General features: G+C 55.3%; 9 protein-coding genes. All 9 read right to left on the bottom strand.

The features are described from left to right. Positions 1 to 90: 90 nt before the first annotated feature. The 9 genes from ACFVSO_RS08285 to ACFVSO_RS08325 all read right to left on the bottom strand — a co-directional run bounded on the left by ACFVSO_RS08285 (position 91) and on the right by ACFVSO_RS08325 (position 18,222). The gene (locus ACFVSO_RS08285; protein WP_387472076.1) at positions 91 to 846 is read right to left on the bottom strand and encodes a hypothetical protein; all 756 of its coding nucleotides are present in this window, start codon (positions 844 to 846) and stop codon (positions 91 to 93) included. Positions 847 to 1,053: 207 nt separating this feature from the next. Beyond that, entirely contained in the window at positions 1,054 to 2,418 is a 1,365-nt protein-coding gene (locus ACFVSO_RS08290) for a M20/M25/M40 family metallo-hydrolase (RefSeq protein WP_387472078.1), read from the bottom strand. A 17-nt stretch (positions 2,419 to 2,435) separates the two neighbouring features. Then, positions 2,436 to 3,719: an ACP S-malonyltransferase gene (fabD, locus tag ACFVSO_RS08295; protein ID WP_387472080.1), complete on the bottom strand. Its 1,284-nt coding sequence runs from the start codon at positions 3,717 to 3,719 to the stop codon at positions 2,436 to 2,438. A 20-nt stretch (positions 3,720 to 3,739) separates the two neighbouring features. Beyond that, the gene (locus ACFVSO_RS08300; RefSeq protein ID WP_387472082.1) at positions 3,740 to 4,456 is read right to left on the bottom strand and encodes a thioesterase II family protein; all 717 of its coding nucleotides are present in this window, start codon (positions 4,454 to 4,456) and stop codon (positions 3,740 to 3,742) included. Positions 4,457 to 4,495: 39 nt separating this feature from the next. Continuing rightward, entirely contained in the window at positions 4,496 to 5,467 is a 972-nt protein-coding gene (locus ACFVSO_RS08305) for a cysteine peptidase family C39 domain-containing protein (protein WP_387472084.1), read from the bottom strand. Positions 5,468 to 5,500: 33 nt separating this feature from the next. After that, a complete protein-coding gene (locus ACFVSO_RS08310) occupies positions 5,501 to 15,727 on the bottom strand; it encodes an amino acid adenylation domain-containing protein (protein WP_387472087.1) in 10,227 nt (3,408 codons plus the stop codon). A gap of 14 nt (positions 15,728 to 15,741) precedes the next feature. Continuing rightward, complete coding sequence (locus ACFVSO_RS08315) at positions 15,742 to 16,545, bottom strand: CPBP family intramembrane glutamic endopeptidase (RefSeq protein WP_387472089.1); 804 nt, start codon at positions 16,543 to 16,545, stop codon at positions 15,742 to 15,744. Then, positions 16,542 to 17,351 (bottom strand): CPBP family intramembrane glutamic endopeptidase, encoded by an 810-nt coding sequence (locus tag ACFVSO_RS08320; RefSeq protein WP_387472091.1) that lies wholly within the window; start codon positions 17,349 to 17,351, stop codon positions 16,542 to 16,544. The genes ACFVSO_RS08315 and ACFVSO_RS08320 overlap by 4 nt, the downstream gene beginning before the upstream one ends. 4 nt (positions 17,352 to 17,355) lie before the next feature. Next, positions 17,356 to 18,222 carry a CPBP family intramembrane glutamic endopeptidase gene (locus ACFVSO_RS08325; protein WP_387472093.1) on the bottom strand — a complete coding sequence of 289 codons (867 nt, stop codon included), beginning with the start codon at positions 18,220 to 18,222 and terminating at the stop codon, positions 17,356 to 17,358. Between the last annotated feature and the right edge of the window lie 19 nt (positions 18,223 to 18,241).

The raw sequence follows: 18,241 nt of genomic DNA on the forward strand, positions 1-18,241 counted from the left end.
ACTCTCCTGTCAACGCCATCTGACCTCTATTTTGATAAATATAAAAAGGCGCTAATCATTTAGCGCCTTCTGTTCGATAATCCAATTGGACTAACTTCCGGGGTAATAGTATACGTTTGTTCCACCTTCTCCTCCATAACTGTAGTAACGCATAGGATCGTCATCCTCCAGAGAAGCATCACGTATCTTGCCCCACTTCATATTCGATACCAAAAAGGGAATTCCATCTCTCTGCTCATCATTTTCCACAGGACCATACTTGTTATAAGAAAAGTTCTCAGCTAATAATAGCCCCTCATTAAGTCCAATTGTGTATAAGTCAGCGCTCTCGCCCCCATATTCAGTAAGCTCACGATACGATACGGCCGGGAAATCCCGTATTGCACGGAATAGGTCGATCAGAGCATAACCGGTAGTCGGATGAGGAATTTCATTGAATAGCCCATCAAATTTAATTTCATTTCGGTATAAAATATGAAGTTCCCCGCTTGGAAGAATTTGCAGTTGATAGGATAAGCCAAGATTTTTTTCGGGTATACGAATCGTGAAATTGGACGTTAAGCTATGCCATTTCATATCAAGCTCTTGTTGATGGGGATGATTATATAATACAACTCTGAACGTATCTGCTTTTGTGACAATCGGAACGGCATTCGGATATCCAATTGCGTGCAGGATCTCGTTGGTTAGCGTTTCGGGATCTATATGGTCTGTATGCGTATAAGGAAATGGAACCGTTGTTGAATGTGCGTTACTGTTAACCTTCACTGCCCAAACAGATAGACAAACTGCAAACAAAATGAAAACAATCCAACCGCTTATATGGAATATTTTCTTTACATGCACAGGAATCCCCCTTTGCCAACATGCAGCGGACCTTTTTCCATTCAACCCTATTTTGAAGCAATTACCAATGACTGTAAAGTTAAAGACGTTCATGTGAAGCAGAAAGTTGATAAAAGTTAAATAAATAGCGCAAGCTTCGAGGCTGATATCGCCTGAAAGCTTGCGCTATTTCCATTCCTAGCATGGGGGCTTTGCTCATGTGCGCCGCTATTCTCCGTAACGCTCCAGCACCCGATAGATCGCATCTGTGCCGAAGTCGATTGCGTCCACCGGAACACGTTCATCCGCTGCATGAATCAGCTTGGTGAACTGCAGCTCCTTGGGCAGCGGCATGGGGAGAAACCCGTAGGTTTGAATGCCGAGCCTCGCAAATAATCTTCCGTCCGTTCCCCCAGGCAGCAGCATCGGCACGGGTACAGCCTCCTTGTCCGCTTCCTTCAGCACATCGGACAAGAGTCCGAACATCCCCATATCGGGAGCGGCAGCACAGGGATCATGGCGAAGCACTTCAAGCTGGATAGACGTATCTAACACATGCTCATACAGCTCCTCAATGAACTGCTCTGGCGTTACGCCGGGCAGCGTTCTGCCGTCCAGCTCGACCGAAATTTCGCTGGGATGAACGTTAATCTTCTCACCGCCGCGAACAACGGTAGCGTTCACGGTATTGCGCAAAAGCGGGGCAAACGTGCTCTCTTTCTCTCCCAGCAGCTTCAAGATCACATTGCCCAGCCGCGGCCGCAGCAACCCCTTCAGGAGCAAGGCTGGCAGAATCGGCAGCGCAGCAGCCATGCCTTCAATCATATATCGGGCTGCCGGATGGGGGCGAATCGGCAGCTTGTTCTGGCTCAGCGACTGAAGCATCCGGCCAAGCTGCGCCATGCAATCGGCGCCTGATTTGCCCATAGAGCCATGCCCGCCGTCTCCCCTGATCGTCGCTTTCAGCCAGCAAAGCTGCTTCTCCGCCACCATAACGGGATAAAAGGTTTTTCCGAGCGCATGGAATGAGAACCCGCCGAACTCGCCAATTGCGTAACGGACATCCTTAAAATAGTCGGCATGTTGGTTGACCAGAAAGGAGGCGCCGTATTCGCCGCCTGCTTCCTCATCGCTCACAATCGCCAGAATAAGGTCGCCGCGCAGCGGCAGCTTGCGGGCATGTGCCCGAAGAAAGGCGGACACCAGCATCGCCACGCCACCTTTCATATCGAGCGCGCCCCGTCCCCAGACGAAGCCGTCATGGATCTCTCCGCCGAAGGGGTCCCGGCTCCACACTTGCTTGTCGACGCCGACGACATCCACATGACCGTACAGCAGCAGCGGAGGAGCAGCTCCGCTGCCCTTCAGCCTTGCCAGCAGATTGGGCCTGCCGGGATCCAGTGCTTCAATCCGCGTCTCGATGCCCACATCCTCCAGCAATTGCCGGATATACATGATGCATGCGGCTTCCTCTCCCGGCGGATTGGTCGTATTGAAGCGGATCAGCTCCTGCAGAATTTCGACGGGAGCAGGCAGTGATGCGGAGCTGTCGCTTATATCTCGTTCATCCCAATCTAGAGCTTGCCGGATCACTATACCCCAGCTCCTTCCTATTGAAGACTGCTTGCATATTGTGGTGCGTAAGATGATAAGTCTGGCAGCTCATGCAATCCGAACTCATCCCGCAGGCTTGCGAGCCGCCGCTCCCTCTCTTCGGCAGGTGCGCCTTTGGTGCGGAACACCGATTCCAGCATCAAGAGCGACTCTGCCACATGCTCTTCCAGAACTCGCTCGTCCGTCTCGCGCAGCCGCTCGATAAGCTGCTGCACCTTGCGGTAAGGTGCAGCAACGCCTTGCTCGTACTCATCAGTATTCCAGTTCCGGTTGCGGATGCAGGTAGCAATCGCGAGACAGCGATTCAGCAGCTCAATCGAAAAAGCGCTCGTTTGCCGGCTCGCCGCCACCAGATGCGCTTCATCCTCCCTGTCATCGAATGCAAATACGCTTAGACGATCCGATTGCGACAATCGCTTTAACACCGTGCCCGGCCCAAGCTCGACAGCGGCAGTAATATGATGGCTCTGCAGAAACTGGACAACCGCTATCCAATTAACGGGGTCAGTCAGCCCTCTCGCCAGCAGCTCTGGAATTTCACCCGCATTCCCGTAAGGCAAGCCTGTCAAGGAAGATACAACGGGAAAGCCTAGCTCACCGAAGGAAATACGGCTCAGCTCCTCCGCGAATTGCGCAGCGGCAGGTGCCATCAACGGACTATGGAACGGCGCGCTTACCTGCAAAGGAATGACGGCCGCGCCATATTGAATCAGCCTCTCGGATGCCTCCCTGACGGCCTCCTGATGACCGGATATGACCGTTTGCTGGGCTGAATTCAGATTGGATACCACCACGACGCCATTGCCGCCCGCAGCATCTGAGCTGATGACCGAGCAAGCAACCCCAACCGTTTCAGGGCTAAGACCGTTTACAGCTGCCATCGCGCCGATGCCCGAAGCCGCAGCCCCCTGCATCAGCTCTCCGCGTCTGCGCACAAGCCTGAGCGCATCCGGGAACGCAATGGCTCCCGCACAAGTTAATGCCGTGATCTCGCCCAGGCTATGTCCGGCTGCCAGCACGGGCGCATATCCCCACTCCCTGCTGTACACGCGGTACATCGCTACCCCAAGCGCAAGAATAGCCGGCTGGGCATTCTCCGTTTTGGTCAACTCGGCCGTCGGCCCCTCAACCATCAAGCGATCCAGCCGCAGCCCAAGCGCTTCATTCGCTTCATCCATCGTTTCTTTGACGATCCCGTAGCGCTCGCTCAGCGATTTCCCCATTCCGACGCGCTGTGAGCCTTGCCCCGGAAACCATATCGCATGTTTGTCCAGCATCATCCGTCACGCTCCTTCCGGGATCATAGTAAGGCAGGAACCTGCGTTAGCGTCTTGTTCAGCAGCGCCACAACATCCTTTTCCTGCTCATGCACAAAAAAATGTCCGCCTTCGAACAGAAACCGATCACAGCCTCCTGCCGCATAAGGCTCCCAATCGCTCAATGAACCTTTCACCGTGCTGTCTGTCTTGCCGCTAAGTATCGTCAGCCGGAGCGGCAGCGGCTTCCGCGGCTGAGCCTCGTATTCGCCAACCAGCTTGAAATCAGCTCTTAGGATGGGCATGAACAGCTCCAGCAGCTCACGATGCTGGAACAGCTCGGCGGGCATCCCGCCAAGCCCCTTCACCTCTTCCAGAAACGCATCATCCGGCAGCTCGTGTATGCGGCGCCTCTGTTCATGCTCGCAATGAGGCGCGCCTCTGCCCGAGAGAAAGGCCGCGACTGGCAGCGGCCTATTCTCCTCTCTCAGCGCATGGAGCAGCTCGTAAGCCAGCAAGCTTCCCATGCTGTGTCCGAATAAAGCATACGATCCGCCGCCAAGCGCCGCTTCCCGCACCAGGGGCAATACATCCTGTACAGCCTCCGCTACATTCCTGTAGAACGGCTGCCCCATCCGGCTTCCCCTGCCCGACAGCTCGACAGGGACTAAACGCACGGAGGGATGAAGCTTTCCCGTCCAGCGTTTGTAGACTTGAGCGGAGCCTCCTGCATAAGGCAAACAAATTAAAGTGACCATCATAACGCCCGCCTCTCGGGTAGCATGATTGAACGATTGATCTTAAGCGCCTGCAGCAAGCGTTGTCCAGAACGCTTTTTCTTTTGCGAACAAATCGTTTGCCAATTCCAGTTCTCTTCCGCGCTCGAAATCGCCGGTCACAAACCGGTCCTTCACCAGATCCCATCCGTCGCGAACTACACCGAGCTGTTCGGACAGCGACTGGCAGAGCGGCTCGCTTATCAGCTTCTTCTCCTGCATGGAACGGAGCAGCGAGGTGTTGGCGACATGCCGGTTGCATATAATGTTAACGCCGACTAGGCCGTACGTCAGATGGGCTTGCTTCTTCTCCGGGTCCGGATCTACATTCCACATGCCCTCAATCGAAAATGCGCCAAGCTCCTTCACAAGCCGCTCCGCATTTTCTACCACCTCGGCCAGCTTCAGCTCGTAGGGTTGAATATTGTCCTGTAAATTGTATACGTAGTAGGCAGGTCCCATGTAGTTCGGATTCACATTGTACTCAGCATTGCCATACGCCTTAAGCAGCCTTTCCGACGGCACTTCATGCTCCTCGTATCCCGCTAGCGTATCGTCAATGACATAGAAGGTGCCGCGTTCCTCGTCATATCCGTTAAACAGCGAATAATGATACCAATGAAACTTCTTCCATGCCATGCTGCCCGGCAGCCAATCATATAAATCGACGTTTACGCTCAGATTTCGTCCACCCCGCAGCATGTCCCTAATTTCCTCCAACACCGTGTCCTTGCTGCGGAAATGCCCGGGCTCAATAAAGCGGATCGCTTGCGACAAAGGAAACTTCGCCGGATTATCCAGGTAATACAGCGTGTCGATCGTCGGATAGCGGAAGTCCTTGTCCGTTGCGGCCTCCCACGGATAATAACGGTAAATATTCAGATAAGCCGCATCCCTGTAGCTGGGCTCCTCCGACACCGCAATAGAAAACGCCTGATTTAGCATACAGTTCATCCAAAACTCGTTAAATGGTTTTCTCTCCATCGACTGCTTCATGTCTTGCCGCCTCCTTCAATTCAATGGATAGGTTTAGCCCCCGTTAGGGCCTGCTAGAATTGCGCTGATTTTACGGCTTCCGCCGCCTTCGACCATGGCATGTACGATTGCTAGATAATCATCTATCATCGCTTGTGCCGTCTCTCTCCGGAAGAGGCTGGTTGCATACTCCAATACGAATCCGATGGCGCCATCGCGATCTCCCGCTTCAAGCGTCAAATCAAATTTACTGACCGCCGGGTCAAATTCCTTCGGCTCAAATTCGATTCCGCCCGAGCGGTATGCGACACGGTCCATATTTTGCAGAATAAACATTGTGTCGAACAACGGATTACGGCTCCGGTCTTGTTCAAGCTCCAGCTTTTGCACCAAATCCTCAAACGGGTAATCCTGATGCTCCAATGCCCGCAGTACATCCTCATGCAGCTCGGATAGATAATCGCCAATCGTTCTGTACGCCTCCGGGAAGCTGCGAATAGCTACCGTGTTGACGAACATCCCGATCAGCTCTTCCAGCTGCGCATGATTGCGTCCCGCTACCGGCGTACCCACAATAATATCCTCTTGCCCGCTCCATTTGCTCAGCATGAGCGAATAGGCTCCCAGCAATACCGTATACAACGTCGTGCCGCGCTCGCGCGCATACGTCCGCAGCTTGTCGGACATCTCCGCATCTAACGTGAACAAAATCAGATTGCCTTCGAACCGTTGCAATTCCGGCCTTGGCGTGTCCGTCTTGAGCTCCAGCGTAGGCAATTCGCCGTCGAACGCCTCCAGCCAATAACGTTCATGTCCCTTGTAAACCTCGCTGCCGATTCTGCTATCTTGCCATACCGTATAATCACGATACTGAACGCTGAGCTCCGGCAATTCGTTGCCGCCGTACAGGCTCGTCAGCTCCTTCAGCAGCACGCTGACCGATACGCCATCGGTGATGATGTGATGCATATCCAACAGCAGCAGATGACGCTCTTCGCTAAGCTGGATCAACCCAGCCCTGAACAACGGAAGGCTTCCCAGATCAAATGGACGGATAAAGCGCTCCATCAGCATGCTGATTCCGTTATCAAACCCTTCGTCTCCGCCTTCCGCAAGCAGCTTGACTGCCGCCATTCTCAGCCTCGCGTTGCGCTCCAGTGTAAAGACCGGCTCCGCATGCACACGCTGGCGGAACTCGTCCTCCTCATGATGGAACGTTGTCCTCAGCGATTCATGACGCTTCATGATGGCGAGGAAAGCCGCCTCCAGCCGGTCCACATCAAGCTTTCCTTGCATATGGACGGCGAACGGAACATGATACATCGTCGCCTCGCCCGATATGAGCCCCATCATATATTGGCGGCGCTGCGCCCGGGACATGGGGTAGTGCTCTTGTTCGGGCTGCTTCGGAATTCGTTCGCCCGCTTCCGTTCCGCTGTTGTCCAGCAAAGCGGCCAAACCTTCCAGCGACGGATTCATGAATATATCGCGCAAAGTCACTTGCAGGCCGAATCTTTCCGCAATGCGGCCCACCATGCTAGCCGCCTTCAAGGAATGTCCGCCAAGCTCGAAGAAGCTGTCTTTGGCCCCGATTGCATCGGTCCCCAGCAGTTCCCGCCAGATCACCGCCAGCTTGCGCTCCGTATCCGTCGTCAGCGGAACAAGCTCACGCTTGCCTGCATCAGCCTCTCCTGGCTTTGGCAGTGCCCTTCTGTCGATCTTGCCCGTTGGCGTGAGTGGAATGGCATCCAGAAACATCATAAAAGCAGGTACCATATACCCTGGAAGCTTGTCCCCCAAATAATCGCGCAGCGTTCCGACCATCCTGCGGGTGTGATCGTCCCCTTCCGACTCCGCAGCCTGAGGATCATTCAGGACGATATAGGCGCATAGCGCATAATCTCCGTCCTCCTCCTGGAAAGCCGTAACAACCGTTTCTATCACTTGCTCGTGGCGCAGCAGCAGCTGTTCAATCTCCCCGATTTCAATCCGATGACCTCTGATCTTGACTTGAAAGTCACGGCGGCCCGCGTAGACGAATTCGCCGTTTTCAAGCCTGCGGCCGAGGTCGCCCGTACGGTACATCCTCTCGCCCTGCGCATAAGGGTTCGTCACAAAGGCTACATCCCACTCGGGATGGCTAAGATACCCTCGTCCGACGCCAGCGCCGCCAATACATATCTCGCCGACAACGCCTGTCGGCTGCAGCTTCAATCCCTCGTCAAGCACCATCATGACAGAGCCTTCAATCGGGGTTCCGATCGTAATATCCTCGCCTTCGGTCACTTCGCGGATCGAGGTCCAGACCGTCGTCTCCGTCGGTCCGTACAGATTAAACAATCGGGCTCCCGTTGCAGCGCGCAGCCTGGCCAGCAAATCCGCTGTCAGCGGCTCCGCGCCAATCATGAGCACGCTTAGTCCCTGCAAGCCGTCGGTTTCACCCGTTTGGTTCCTCCACCACTTAAAGCGGGATGGCGTTATTTGCACCACATCCACCCCATGAGCAGCGATTAATCCTTGCAGCAGGATGGCATCATTGCGCTCTTCCTCACTTGCCAGTACGATCCGCATTCCCAGCGTCAGCGGAAGCAGATTTTCCACGACAAAGATATCGAAGGAGACCGATGCCATCGCCAGAATGCCCTGTCCCCGCTCAAGCGGAATTCTGTCCTTGAAGCCGCTGATGAAATGGGACAAGCCGCGATGCTCGATCATCACGCCTTTGGGACGTCCGGTCGAGCCTGACGTGTACAGCACATAGGCCAAATCCCCAGGTTTATTAAGCGGCTCCGGGTTGCCTCTGTCCATAGCGTAAAGCTCAGGGTCGTCCAAGTACCACTCGACAATCGCCCCGGATACCTGCCCGGCATACGCTTTTTCGGTCAGCAGCAGCGCTTCTCCGCAATCCTCCAGCATCCAGTCGATTCTCTCCTTCGGATACGCCGGATCAATAGCTACGTATGCGCCGCCCGCTTTCAGCACGCCGAATATGCCGATGAGCATAAGCGGACTGCGATCGACCATTAGCGCTACAACACGTTCCGGCCCCACTCCCTGTGCTCTAAGGGAATGAGCCAGCCGATTCGCACGCTCGTTCAGCTCGGCATACGTCACCGTTACTGCGCCGAATTGAATCGCTGGAGCATCCGGCGTACGCGCAGCTTGACGCTCCACTTCCTGCACAATTCCGATCCATTCTGCCGTAGCTTGCGGTACCACCCGGGCGCTGTCTCCTTGCAGCTCCGATATCCCCTCTTGCGCTTGTTGTTCCATCCAGTCATTGCTCCTCTCTCTGTCCGCGCCCAGTACCGGCACGCTCCTTCCAGCTAATACCGCCAACAGCTGCTCGCGCTCGTCCGCACTAATCAGCTCCAGCTCACCGATCGTCCCGTCCCGATTGCTGCACATCTCCCGCAGGAGCACAGCATAGCTTCCCGCCATACGGCGGGCCGTGTCCTCATGGAACAAATCCACGGCGTACTCCAGCTGCAGCTCAATCTCATGCTCCTGCTCCACCGCTTCCAAAGTCAGGTCAAACTTGCTGGTTCCGGCATCGAACGGCATCTCGCCAAATACGACGCCATCCCCCTCCATGACAGCACGATCCATATTCTGCAATACAAACATGACATCAAACAAAGGATTGCGGCTGTTATCCTGATCCAGCTTCAGCTTCTCCACCAGCTCCTCGAACGGATACGCCTGACGCTGAAGCGCCTGCAGGACATGATCATGCAGCTCTGCCACATAATTGCGCACCGTTTTGCCGTTTTCCGGCCGTGTTCGCAGCGCAAGCGTATTGACGAACATCCCGATCATGCCATGCGTATCGGCATGCTCCCTGCCTGCTGCGGGCGTGCCGACAATCACCTCGGACTGGCCGCTGTATCTCGCCAGCATCGCGGCAAACGCGCCCAGCAGCACCGTATATAACGTCGCCCCGGATTCCCGCGCCAGCTTTCGCGCCATCGCTGTTGTCCCGGCATCCAAGGTGAACGCAAGCCTGTGGCCTCTATAACTCTGCATAGGCGGCCTTGGACGATCCGTCTGCAGCTCCAGCACTGGCAGCTTGCCCTCGAAGGTGTCCAGCCAGTAGCGTTCATCCTCCTCATAGACAGAATCCGTAAATCTGGCTTCCTGCCATACCGCATAATCGCTGTACTGCACACGAAGCTCCGGAAGAGCGCGACCGGAATAAAGCTCCGTCAATTCCTTCACCAATAAGCCGGAGGACACGCCATCCGTCACAATATGGTGAATGTCCAGCAGCAGCAGATACTCTTCTTCATGATTCAGCCTCATCAATCCTGCCCGCAGCAGCGGCAGCTGATTCAGACGGTACGGCCGCTTGAACGTCTCCATCAGATCCGTCACCGGCATCTCGCTTGGCCGGTCTTCACTAGCCGCCCCATCCACGGACCATGCTGATTGATGCAGCCTTTCCAGATGGAACGAATAAGGCTCATGCACCACTTGCATGAACTGCTCATCGGTCAGATGAAATGTCGTCCGCAAGCTCTCATGCCGGCTAATGAGCGACGTGAATGCCGCTTCCAGCCGGTCTGCATCGAGTCTGCCCTGCAGCCGGATAACAAACGGTACATGATACATCGTGGCTTCACCGGCCAGCAGCTGCATCATATATTGCCGGCGCTGGGAGCGCGACATCGGATACCACTCGCGGCGCTCCACCTTTGGAATCGGCTGATTCGCTGCTGCGGAGATGTCCTGCTCCTGCAGCCACGCAGCTATGTCCGCAATCGTCGTGCGATCGAACATGACGCTGAGCGGCACTTCAATGCCTGTAGCCTGCTGTAATTTCCCTGCGACAACAGCGGCTTTCAGGGAATGGCCCCCTAGCTCAAAGAAGTCGTCGTAAATGCCGAACGGCCCTATTGTATCGCCAAGCACTTCACTCCATATCGCGGCAACCCGCTCCTCCGCCTCGTCGCGCGGCAGCTCCAGCTCCGAACGCTCCCGCGTCTGGGCTTCCGGCTCCGGCAAAGCGCGCCGGTCTACTTTTCCATTCGGGGTAAGCGGGATTGCATCAATCGCCACGACATAAGCAGGAATCATCGCTTCCGGGAGCTTATCCTTCAGTTTCCTTCTCCACTCTCGCGATGGTAGCTTATCGGAAGCTACCACATACGCGCATAGCTCCTTCTCGCCATGCTCGTGCATGCGGACCACTACGGCCGCATCTTCCACTTCGGGAAGGGTGAGAAGCTGGGAGCGAATTTCGCCCATCTCGATTCTGACGCCCCTGATTTTGATTTGCTGGTCGGCACGGTCCACATACATGGCGTTGCCGTCCGGCAACCACTTCGCAATATCTCCGGTGCGGTACATCGCGCGTCCCTGCTGCTCCGGATGAGGCAGAAATCGGCTGGCTGTCATTTCCGGATTATTCATATAACCGTGGGCAAGGCCGTCCCCGCCAATATACAGCTCTCCGGCTACGCCGAAGGGAGCGAGCTGACCGCCATATCCATAAATGAAAATCTGAACGTTATGCATCGGCCCGCCAATCGGCACATAACCGCCGCGGTAAGCGCCCGGCTTATAGACATACATATTGGAGCAGACCGTCGCCTCCGTCGGACCGTATCCGTTAATAATGCGAATAGCGGGATTCAGCCCCGTATACAGCGCAAGCGTCTCGTCCTTGATCGGCTCTACGCCAACGAGCATCTTGTCCAGCTTAATGCCGCCGTCCTCTTGCTCTAGCAGACGGGCTACCTCTTTCAATAGAGAAGGAGGGATGTAGGCAAAAGTAATTTGTTCCTCCGCTATAATCGCAGCTATCCTGCGCGGATCAAGATGCTTCGGCTCAGGATAAAGCACCGTGCAGGCGCCGAACATAAGCGGCATAAACAACTCCGCTACGCTGACATCAAATGAAATGTTAGTCAGGCTTAATGCTCTGTCCCCCGCTCCATATTGCCCGTCAAAAAACGTCCTCAGCGAATGTCCGAAGTTGAAGAAGCTGCGATGCGGCACAATAACCCCTTTCGGCTGACCAGTCGAGCCGGATGTATAGATCACATACATGGGATCATCTGCGCTTGCCGCATTTTGCGCCAAAGAGATCAAGGCATGTTCTTCGTTCGAATACAGGGCTTCATCCGCCAAATCCAGCATGTGAAGCGCTGCAGGCACGCAAGCTGCCGCATCGGGACGAGAGCCATCTGTGAATGCCAGCTCCGCGCCGCTGTCCGACAGCATATAACGGATGCGCTCCTCTGGGTAATGAGGATCCACGGGCAGATAAGCGCCTCCCGCCTTCATGACGGCAAGCATCGCAGTGAACATCGGTATGGACCGCTCCGCCATAATCCCGACCACGCTGCCGCGTCCAACACCTTTGGCACGCAGCGTTCGGGCAAGCGCATCCGTACGGGCATCCAGCTCCCGATACGTCAAGGCATCTCCGCCGAATGATACGGCCGGCAAGTCGGGTACAGCTGCCGCTTGCTCCTTGAAGACTTCATGCAGGCATCGCGGAGGCGGGAATTCCGCTTCGCGCCTTCCAACCGCAAGCAATTGCTTGCGCTCTTCTTCCGTCAGCATGACCGCTTCGCCTAGCGCAGCGCCTGGCTGGAGCGTCAAGCTGCGCAGAAGCTGCACATAATGCTTCATGAACCGCTCCGCTGTCGCGCGGAGGAATAAATCTGTATTAAACTCCACGACAAGGCGCAATCGATCGCCATTTTCCACTGCTTGAATCATCAAATCATATTTGGCCGTGCCATGCTCGAATCGCTTATGGCGGTACGACAAACCTTCCGTCGAAGAAGCCGGAATGCCTAAGTTTTGCATGATAAACATCGTGTCGAACAACGGGCTTCTGCTGGCATCCCTTCTATCCATCCAATGCGTCATTTCCTCAAACGGATAATCCGCATGCGCATATGCTCCGGTGGCTATCTCTTTCACTTCATTCAAAAAAGCCTTGAACGGCTTATTCGCCTCAGGATAAGCGCGCAGGACCAGTGTGCCGGTGAACATGCCCGCCACCGCTTCCAGCTCGCGCCTCGACCGTCCCGCAATCGGCGTTCCTACGGCGATATCCTCGGCGCCCGTGTAGTGGGCGAGGAACGTGTAGTACGCCGCCAGCAGCACCATAAACGGCGTTGCGCCTGACCGCGTGGCGAGGCCTCGGACTTCCGCCATGAGATCGGCATCGACGTAGAGCTCGAACGTTTCGCCTCGATTGCCTTTGACAGGCGGTCGAGGAAAGTCGGTCGGCAGCTCCAGCACCGGCCAGTCTCCCTGGCATTGCTCTCGCCAATACCGCTCCGCTGCTTCGGCAGGAAGCCTTGTCTCCTGCCACACTGCATAATCCTTATATTGCAGCTCAAGCGGCGGCAACATTTGGCCCTGGTATAAGGCCATCAGTTCCGACAGCAGAATGCCCGCAGACATGCCGTCAGAAGCAATATGATGCATATCCAGGAATAGCATATGCCGCTCCGGCTCAAGCCTCAGCAATGCCGCGCGCAATAACGGCGCCGAATCGAGCTTGAACGGCTGATACAGGCTTTGCAGCATCCTGCCGGCTTCCTGCTCCTCCGCTTCCAACCGTACTAATTGAAAGGGGATGCTGGCGTGAACGCGCTGCCTGATCTGTCCGTCTATCACATGGAACGTAGTCCGAAGCGTTTCATGCCGCTCCACAATGATTTGCAGGACAGTCTCCAGCCGGTCCGCGTCCAATTCCCCGTCAAGCTCCAGCAATTCGGGCAAATTATAGCTTCGGTCATCCGGCATTGCCTGCTGCTGCAAGTACATGCGCTTCTGCGGCGAAGAAACCGGATAATGCTCTTGCCAGTCGGCCATCGGTATGGCTTCGTTCTCAAGCTCTGCGACAGATGAAATGGAACCCTCCGATCCAAGGCGGGAAGACTCCCCGCCCGCAGAAGCAGCCGCATCCTTTTCCCGCAGCCGCTGTTCAATAACTGCTGTAAACGCCGGCAAATCCGAATGGGCCAGCAAATCCACGACCTGAATTCGGACACTCGCAAGCTCGCTAATCCGGTTTACTATTTTGAGCGCGATGATGGAATCACCGCCAAGATCGTAAAAGCCGGCATCCGCAGGCATTTCGGCGTAGCCGAGCAAGTCTCCCCATACATCTGCGACACGCTGCTCCCACGCCAGGCCGGAACGCATCCCGGTTAACAACACGCGCTTGCCGCTCTGCTCAGACCGTCCCTGCACCGCTTCCAGTGCTGCTTGCCATCTGGTGAAGGACTCTTCTATCTCCTGACGAAGCGGCTGGGGCATATCCTCGTTCAGCCACCTATCGCTCCACATGGCCGACGGCGTTCGAAGCGCTGCTGCGTGCGGATCCACCTCCACCCAGCAACGATGAAGATCGAACGCATAAGCCGGGAGCGACAGCCTCTGTCTGCGTTTCCCCTCATAAACCTTCTTCCAATCGATGGTATGACCGGCGGCAAAGCGACGGCCGAGCTCCGCGGCTTCCAGCTCCCGTTCGTGCTCATCCTGCTGCCTGCGCAAATCCCCGGCCGTCTGTGAATCCGCTACGCCGTAATAAACGCGAGGCAGCGCAAGCTCGGACAGTTCGCCTTGTGCTGCGGCATGCAGCGCTTGCGCAAGCTCTTCCCGGCCGCTCACCGCAATGGCAAGCCGGTATCGGTGCGCGCCTCTGCCTACCGCCAAGGTGTAGCAGACATTGGCAAGGTTCCAGCTCTCGTCGTCGCTATGCTGTACAACCCAGTCCCGGTACAGCTGTACAAGCCGCTCCAGTGCCGTCTTGCTGTGAGCAGACAAACAGAACAGCTCTGTCCCGGCGGAATCCGGTTGCAATGCGGCGGCTGTAACAGCTTGCCTTGTCCCGATTCCTCCCATGCCTCCTCGTCCCGCTTGCCGCTTAGCCGGAGCTTCCTCCAGAATGACATGGCAGTTAGTTCCGCTCATGCCAAACGCGCTGACTCCGCATCTTCTGGCTCCGCCGTCCTCCGTCTCCCACGGGCTTAATTCGTCATTCACATAAACCGGGGAATCAACAAACGGAATTTTGCGGTTGGGCGAACGGTAATGCAGCGTAGGGGGAATCTGCTTGTGCACCAGCGACAATATCGCCTTTAGCAGACCTGCAATGCCTGCCGCATGGTCCAGATGGCCGATATTGGTCTTCAGCGAGCCGATCGCGCAAAATTGCTTCTTGTCCGTATATCTTCGAAAAGCGCGCGTAAGGCCGTCGATTTCGATCGGATCGCCCAGCGAAGTTCCTGTGCCGTGGGCTTCCATATACGTCACCGTCTCGGGATCAATGCCCGCATCCTGCCATGCGCGTACAATGACGTCCTCCTGCGCCAGCGCATTCGGCGCGGTGATGCCGACCGAGCTGCCATCCTGATTCATCGCGCTGCCTTTGATGACGGCATAGACGTGATCCCCGTCCTCCAGGGCGCGGGCTAGCGGCTTCAGCAGCAACGCCACAACGCCGTCGCCGATTCCGGTGCCGTCCGACGACTCATCGAACGTTTTGGCCCGGTTGTCGCTCGATTCAATGCCAAGGCGAATGCCTGTATCCATCGGCAGCACATTCAGCTTCACGCTGCCGGCTATTGCCGCCTCGCATTCGCCGCTGCGAATAGATTGGCAAGCGAGATGCAGGGCCACCAGCGAGGAAGAGCAAGCCGTATCCACGCTGATCGCCGGCCCCCGCAAATTAAGCAGATACGAGATTCGGCTTGGAATCATAGAGCTTAAATTGCCGGGAGCCGCCATGGATAAAGCGTCCGGGTTCAGCACTTCAATCAGCCGCTTATAATCATGAAGCGCATCTGCGTTATGCCCGATGAAGACTCCGGTACGCGAGCCATGCAGCGAATCTCCGCCATACCCCGCATCCTCAAGCGCCTGCCAGGCCGTCTGCAGAAACAACCGCTGAGCAGGGCTCATTAACGACGCTTCTTTGGGTGAAAGCCGGAAAAAGGAATAATCAAAACCAGATATATCGTCCAAATACGCTCCGTCAAAAAAGGAGATGGAGCCGTATTGCGCCTCCATGAGGCGCAAATACGGCTTCAGTTCCTCCTTGCGTGATTCAGGGAATCCGCCTACAAGATCTCGCCCGCTGCGCAGAAGCTCCCAGAAAGCTTCATGCGATTCTGCGCGAGGCAGCTTGGCGGATATCCCGACAATTGCAATATCCTTAAGGGAAATTTCGGAGATGGAACCTCCACTCCGCCCTTTCCGCCCGGATGTGTCATGATCTTTTTTGGCATCCAGCAGATCCAGTTGAAACATGGCGCCAATCCCTCCTAGCTAGTAGTAGTACCGCTGATGGCTTTTCCCTTGTCCACGCTTCTATTAGACCGGCGCAGCAGCAAGCCTGCATGCGCGACAATGCCGAGCCCGCTAATCAGGGCCAGCAAGCCGAGCGTGCCGGATGGCCAATCGCCCGACCATTTCAGTAAGATGTACAGGCTGCCCGTACTGAGGATATGAGCCGCAAGCGACGCCCAGAGCGAATGCGATCCGGCGCGGACAATGCCATATACGACAGCGCCTAACGCCGCGAACGCCCCCACCGTCACATTCATAAATACGGCGCCGAACAATACGGCCTGAATCAAAATCGTCCACGTCACGGACAAGCGCTGCCTTAAAGTATGGAAGATCATCCCCCGGAACAGCCATTCCTCCAGCAAGGAACCGAGCAGCAAGCTGCCCAGCAGGAAGATGATGAACCGGCCTCCGGCTACGAATGCGACCAAATCCGCAATCGCCGGGAAGTTAACCTTGATCCAAGGCAACCGGGTAAACGTGGCGATAAACAGACCCAGCCATATCCCCGTCCCGGCGGCTAGCCAGAACGAACCGCTGCGCGGCGGGACAAAGCCCAAATCCTTCAGCGTCATTTTTTGCCATCGCAATATCGGGATATATACCGCCAGCACGATGATATTAGAGACAATCAGCACGATGCCAGAGTTGTTCACAATCCAGTCGTGAAGCTTGGGATCGCTGATCCAGTTGTACATCGCTTGATTGACCAGCATCACGATCGCTGCATAGATGACCAAATACAGCACGGCTTTTGCCGCTATCAGGAAACCCTTCAAGCCGATGTCACCGCCTCGTCAGGCAACGACGCGGCAATCCGTCCGCGATGCTTCACGGCGAAGAATATACCGACTGCAATCATGGCAGCCGCAATGGCCATGACGACAGACAGGACGGCTACATTGTCCGATTCGGGTCCGTAATGCCAGAGCAGATATTGGCTGCCCTGACAGGCGATTTGCGCAGCAATCGGCGCCCATATGGATTTGAACCATACGTACAGCAGCGCGAAAATAACCGCTCCGAGGAACCCGTACAGCGACAGCGGGATATCCCCGAAGAAAAACAGGGCTCCATACAGCACGCCTTGAATGCCGATCGCCAGCCAGACCGGAAATACGCGGCTGAACTCATTCATCAGAACGCCTCTGAACAACGTTTCCTTGTAGATGTTGCCGAGAATTAAAAAGGTAAAGAACACATACCATTCCGCACGATTCAGATAATCAAACAGTTCACGGAATTGATATTTATCCGACGCGATAGCGGGAAGCTGGGAGAAGGCGACGGTAAACAACCCCGCTCCAAGCCCGATCCACAAGGCGATCCCGACCGATCTGCGATCCATAACGCGGAACTTGGCGGCCTTGAACAAATTCCCTTTGAACAAAAAGCGCCAAGCCAGAACCATTAACGGCAGACCCACAATATCATTCAAAATAATGACCGTAACCGTGTTTCGCTCAAACCATGGGCTTAACGGATAAATATAATCAAAAAACAGCGTCGTAACGGTGAAGAACCAAGCAAAATACAGGCCGATAATGACCACAACGCGAGACAGCATAATAGCCCAAGGCTTCATATCGTTAGATCCCCTTCCTTACCGGCGGCGCATCTGCCGTCAGCGTGTGAACTGCGTGCCCATCCTTGCCGCTGCCCGAGGTCCGCCATACATAGAGGGAGCCTCCCAGCAGTGCAGCCAAGAACAATGCTGTAAGGATATACAGCGCAACATCGCCCAGCTTGTCGTACCATTCGTAGAATCCAACGTATTTGAATAGGAAAATCGTGCCCATAGCTGTGTTCTGCACCAGAATCGGCGCCCATAAGGACCCCGTACGCAAATACAGCACGCCATATATCAGTCCCGATCCGATACTAATGACCGAAAGCACAGCGCTAGGCTGGAAATAAGCGTAGGCCGCGGCTTGCAGCACCAAGGCAACATACAAAGGCATGACTTTGCGAAGCTCGCCAAAGATAAGACCCCTGAACAAAACTTCTTCGAATGCCGGCGCAATCAAGCCCGCTCCCAGAATGACATAAAGAATCGAATCGCCTCTGATCAAATCGTCGACCAGAAAAGGGATGGACGGGAATAGATTCGCAATGTCGTCAATGACGATAAGTCCGATGCTGAACAAGCTTCCCGCCAGTCCTAACCCAATCATCAGCAGAACGCGCGATGCGCTTAGCTTCTTGAAGCCTGCGGCACGGAACAAATTCCTCTCCGCATTCGGCCATATCCAGCCCTTGATTCGAAAGATGAGCATGTACACTAGAGTGATGAGCGTAAAGAGCACGGCCATAAACATAGCCGGGTTGCGGTCCAGAAACTTGGCGAAGGACAGTGTCACTTCGTAATTGTAAGTGGAGCGAAGCAGATAGAGCAGCGCATAAAAGACCCCGAGATACAGCGCAATATTCCCTATCATCGTTAAGACTTTTTTCACAAGAAAGCTCCTTTCTTCC

It is taken from the genome of Paenibacillus sp. NPDC057967 (assembly GCF_042887015.1).
In the GTDB taxonomy this organism is placed as follows: domain Bacteria; phylum Bacillota; class Bacilli; order Paenibacillales; family Paenibacillaceae; genus Pristimantibacillus.